The sequence below is a fragment of the Psychrobacter sp. T6-1 genome, from assembly GCF_052258445.1.
This window is the reverse complement of record NZ_JBQQFC010000199.1, coordinates 1-4,561: the sequence shown is the minus strand read 5'-3', so window position 1 is coordinate 4,561 and position 4,561 is coordinate 1. Positions and strand designations below refer to the sequence as shown.

Genomic DNA, 4,561 nt, shown 5'->3' with positions numbered 1-4,561 from the left:
ACTTATTGCGGGTCAGGTAGCGAATGGCAATAATGAATAAGTCATTGACAAAAAACGTCAGTAAATAGGATGCAAAATACATAATAAATATCTGTACTGACAATTTTGAGTAAGTAATGAGTAACATATAGTAGTATTTCGGTGTTACTAGACTTAAATTTCTGATTTAACAACTATTTAAAAGCGTTCAAGGCAAATACATATCAACATAGAAGAACATAGAGCGATAACTTGGCACACTACATGCAACAACTAAGATAAGAAAGCATTACCCTTATAACTGAAGATAAAGATATCTTCGTACTATCCCTAAAGGAGTTCCTATGAACACTCAAAAAGGTTTTACCTTAATCGAACTAATGATCGTGGTTGCTATTATCGGTATCTTGGCTGCTATCGCAATTCCTGCTTATCAGAATTATACTCAACGTTCGTCTGATACATCTTGTGAAGCTGAAACTAAAGCTTATGCAAATACAGCTTATATTGCATTAACAGACCCTGAAGGTGCTAGTTCTGTACCAGCTCCGAATGCAAACGCTTGTAGTAACATTACTACACCAACGGCAGTTACTACGCCAGTAATTGGTACAATTCGTAATGGCGAAAATTCTAAAGTATCGTGTGCTATGGATAATGGCGTTATTTGTACTTTGTTGTAAACCATTATTCTTAAATTAAACTATTATGACTTGAAATTTTTTATAAGAGCCGAACTTTAAGTTTGGCTTTTTTTATACCTTACTTTAGTAAATAGAAGCTGTAACCAATAATCCACGTTGATATGAAATGGAGGTTCAAAACCAATGATTTCTAGACAAAGTCAAAAAGGTTTTACGTTAATAGAGCTAATGATCGTAGTCGCTATCATTGGAATATTGGCTGCTATCGCTATACCTGCTTATCAAAATTATGTAAGTAAGTCTCAGAGAAATGCTTGTTTGTCAGAAGTCAAAAACTATAGTGATCAAGTGTTTATTTTGCTTAATGATTATGATAGCGGTTCAGTACCAGTAGCCCCCAATATTAACGCTTGTCAGTCTATTACCGATGCTAATGGCTGGACAGCAGCGACCCAGCAAAAAATTGTCGCTATTGCAAAATCTCCTTCTGACGCTCGCATAGAATGTAATATCCCTAATGGAACGACGACCTGTATGGTATTGCCTTAATACTATTTTTTACTAAAACTAGCTTTAGCTTCATCCATAGAACACACATTATCTCCAAGACCTCCTTCATACTCCTTACATTGTTTATTTACTTCTTTATAAACAATAGGGCAGCTATCCGTCATAGACATTATGATACTAAAATTAGGCACTGCCTCTTTATACTGATAACTTAAATAACTGTAATATTGCCAATCCTCGCCACTCCAATTGCCAGTGTTATCACATTGGGTAATTAGATAGTATATTCCAGCAGTTGGAAACGGAGTATAATGCGCGTATCTTCTTAAAGGGTCATCGAATTTTGAGGGAATCTTGTCGCTAGGAACTAGACGCAGATAGTCAACAGACTTTATATCAGCATAGGCACGTAGCAGTGGTTGCTTGTCTGCTATCTCCAACATCTTTACAGCAGTGACGACCTTTTCTTCAGGGGTATTATCGTCAATGAATCGATAATATAATTTATCAAGCTCACTATAGCTAACATATAAATTTAGACTTACTGTCAAGTAAGTTATCGAAATGACAAACATGATTAGTCTTACGATAGGGTGCGTAACTTTAATATTCTTGACGGATCTTATTGAATGATGAAGAAGCGTTAATAGAACGACAAATACTAAGAAAAAATGAGAGTACCAAAGCGGATACTCTAGCATACTGTGTATGACTGAGACAGTGACCATCAAAAGAAGGACTAGAGTCTCAGGCTTCCAGGGTATAGATAATAAGGGACTGAGCAAATACAAAAACCCACCTACTACAATGACAGTACCAAATATGCCAGTTTCAGCTAAAAAATTAAAAAGTAGATTGTGAGTATGCGCCGAAAAATGACCAACGATATATACATCGCTTGATCTTACATCTGAAAACTTAACAAACCCCTCATAGCCATAGCTATTCCACCCACTACCAAAGAAAGGGTGATCTAAAAATATCAGCCAAGCTTTATGCCATTCTGCTGTTCTAAGGTTGATATTAGATATATTTGACAATCGGCTGATACTATTACTACTGATTAATTCATTATGCTGAGTTAGAGCCAGTAGTGGTAAGGATAAAAATTGAAATATAAGTATCAGTAATAAAGTGATAAACAGTATTTTAAAAATTCGCTTTGATAGATGATGCTGCCAAAAATATATAATAGGTAGCAAACAAGATATGACTACTAAGTAGACAATTGAGCTTCTAGAATTTATAAATCCCAGAAATATAGCCTGTAATATAATGAGTGTATATCCATTTAAGATAGTTAGCTTATTCTTATATAATAGATAACTCGTTGCCAATATACCCCAAAACAAATAATGAGCGGTCATGTTTCTTTGACCTATATTACCAGAGTATGACTTTCCTTCATCGAGGTAGAATATCCAACCGTACAACCATTCTAGATGTAGTATCTGCAATAGAATTACTATATCTTGTAGTATTGCACCGACTACTAGACCCGAAAAAACAATATAAACTAATCTTTGTTCTTGAGGTTTCTCTAAGCTATCTATCACACTTTGTGAGAGAAAAGCACCTAACGTTAAGACTCCTATATATAGGAAACTAATCGATATATATACGGGTGGATTTATTAAAAGATCAAAAGTGAGGCATAGCGCAATTGCAAAGAAATAGATAGGAACGCGATTACTAAGATTAATTGATTTTTTATTAAGAGAAGAAAAAAGAAGAAAAAGTGATACTAGAATTGCGCTAGCTATTTCAGGATAAAATGCAAACTGAGGTGATGTTCTTTTGAATATCATAAACGGTAAAAACATCAGCATAAATAAAAAAAAACCAGATAAATCGTATGTACTAACATTTTTCAATTTTTCTAAAGTAAACGTGCGCTCTTTTGAAATTATAGCCATACTCTAAGTCTCTTAGTCATACTTTCTGTAGTCGGCAATGATAAACCAATTACTCAAGTAAATCATAGAAATCAAACCTTTTAAAACTTAAGTTTATACGTATTTTTTTAAGTTCACGGTTTAATACCCACCATCACGCCCCACCCAGAATAGTGTAAAATCATCACAAAATATTGTGCTGATGAGTCGTGCTATGCAAAAGAAAGTCTTGGGGATCTGTCTCGTTATTGCACTACTAGAGGGCTTTGCTGGTCTCGGTATCGAGATCTATGCCATTCGTATCTCTGCGACGTATATCGGCTCGTCTATCTCTATCACAGGTGTCATCCTCGCGATGGTGCTAATCGCCATCGCCGTGGGCTACTGGTATGGCGGACGTCTATCCCAAGATATCCATACCCCAAGACAAGCACTATTAAAAGCAGGGCACGTCTTGTCCTTGTCTGCTATCTCTCACGCGATTGCCTGTATTATTCAATTGCCATTACTTGCGGTCATGACTGCTAGCACCGATAGTCCAATCCTCGCGGCTATCGGTGTTGGCTTGTTGTTTGGGGTAGGGTTGGCATTTGGCTCAACGGCGATTCCACTGATTACCCAGTTTTTATCATTGAAATATAAAAGCTTGGACAATAATGGCAGTGTCGATGCGGGCAAAAACGCGGGGATGATGGTAGCGATTACCACCATCGGTAGTGTGCTTGGCTCGACGCTGACGCCAATTATACTACTGCCTTATATTGGCCTGATGAGTAGCTTGGCGCTATTTATCGCCGCCCTTGCGATCAGTAGCTATCTATGTACCAAGCTCGCTATACATATACAGAGCGACGAGCCTGTGAGCCTATCTACGCCGACGCTTAACTATATGTTAGCGCTATCGGCGTTTGTAATGACTGCAGGCTTTATATTTTTGAACAAAACCGATACAGGCTATCAGACCGCGACGGGCGCTTGGTTCATCAACCAGACGGTTATCGATCATCAGCTGGCAGTGACTATCACTGATAAGCCCGGACTGTCAACGAGCAGCTGCTGGATATATCTGCCCAAAAAGAACTGTCATTGGTATGGCAAGATCACGGTAGAGGCGATTGATGAGATTGCGCCTGAGACGTTGGTTTTCCTAGGCGGCGCGGGTATGGGTACACCAAGCGAGGTGGCGCATCACAATCCAGATATGGCGCTGACCGTGATCGATATTGATAAAGGCTTACCCAAGATTATCGAAGAACACTTTTTAAAAGCACCGATTGCGCCCAATATCAAGTTCATAGGCGATGATGCGCGCGGCTATTTGACCCGTAACGCGCAAGCACGTTATGACTTTATGTTGATTGATGCTTTTCAAGGGCGATTTGTCGCGAGTAACTTATATACCCTAGAGGCGCTGACTGGGTTCAAAGCCAATAGCCAATACATTATGGCAAACGTGATTGGCATGCCCAATAGCGAGCACGGCTACACCCAAACCATCTTAAAGAACTGGGTTGAAGTGTTTGGCGATTCCGC

The 4,561-nt window shown here is 38.5% G+C and carries 4 protein-coding genes; 3 read left to right on the top strand and 1 reads right to left on the bottom strand.

Going from position 1 to position 4,561, the window contains the following annotated elements; all coding sequences use genetic code 11:
• Positions 1–323 precede the first annotated feature (323 nt).
• Together ACTXGO_RS10005 and ACTXGO_RS10000 are read left to right on the top strand one after the other, a co-directional pair.
• Positions 324–662, top strand: a complete 339-nt coding sequence (locus ACTXGO_RS10005; RefSeq protein ID WP_443574293.1) for a prepilin-type N-terminal cleavage/methylation domain-containing protein — start codon at positions 324–326, stop codon at positions 660–662.
• A gap of 144 nt (positions 663–806) precedes the next feature.
• Entirely contained in the window at positions 807–1,172 is a 366-nt protein-coding gene (locus tag ACTXGO_RS10000) for a prepilin-type N-terminal cleavage/methylation domain-containing protein (RefSeq protein ID WP_443574291.1), read from the top strand.
• 2 nt (positions 1,173–1,174) lie between these two features.
• On the opposite strand, the gene ACTXGO_RS09995 is transcribed toward ACTXGO_RS10000, so the two are convergent.
• A complete protein-coding gene (locus ACTXGO_RS09995; protein ID WP_443574289.1) occupies positions 1,175–3,049 on the bottom strand; it encodes an O-antigen ligase family protein in 1,875 nt (624 codons plus the stop codon).
• Positions 3,050–3,242: 193 nt separating this feature from the next.
• Here ACTXGO_RS09995 and ACTXGO_RS09990 point away from each other — a divergent pair.
• Positions 3,243–4,561: fused MFS/spermidine synthase (locus tag ACTXGO_RS09990; protein WP_443574287.1), on the top strand; the 1,319-nt coding region annotated here is incomplete at its 3' end.

What these genes read in the sequence shown, in the direction of transcription:
- ACTXGO_RS09995 (WP_443574289.1), bottom strand. Translation starts at nt 3,049, where the DNA reads ATGGCTATAATTTCAAAAGAGCGCACGTTTACTTTAGAAAAATTGAAA.
- ACTXGO_RS10000 (WP_443574291.1), top strand. Translation starts at nt 807, where the DNA reads ATGATTTCTAGACAAAGTCAAAAAGGTTTTACGTTAATAGAGCTAATG.
- ACTXGO_RS10005 (WP_443574293.1), top strand. Translation starts at nt 324, where the DNA reads ATGAACACTCAAAAAGGTTTTACCTTAATCGAACTAATGATCGTGGTT.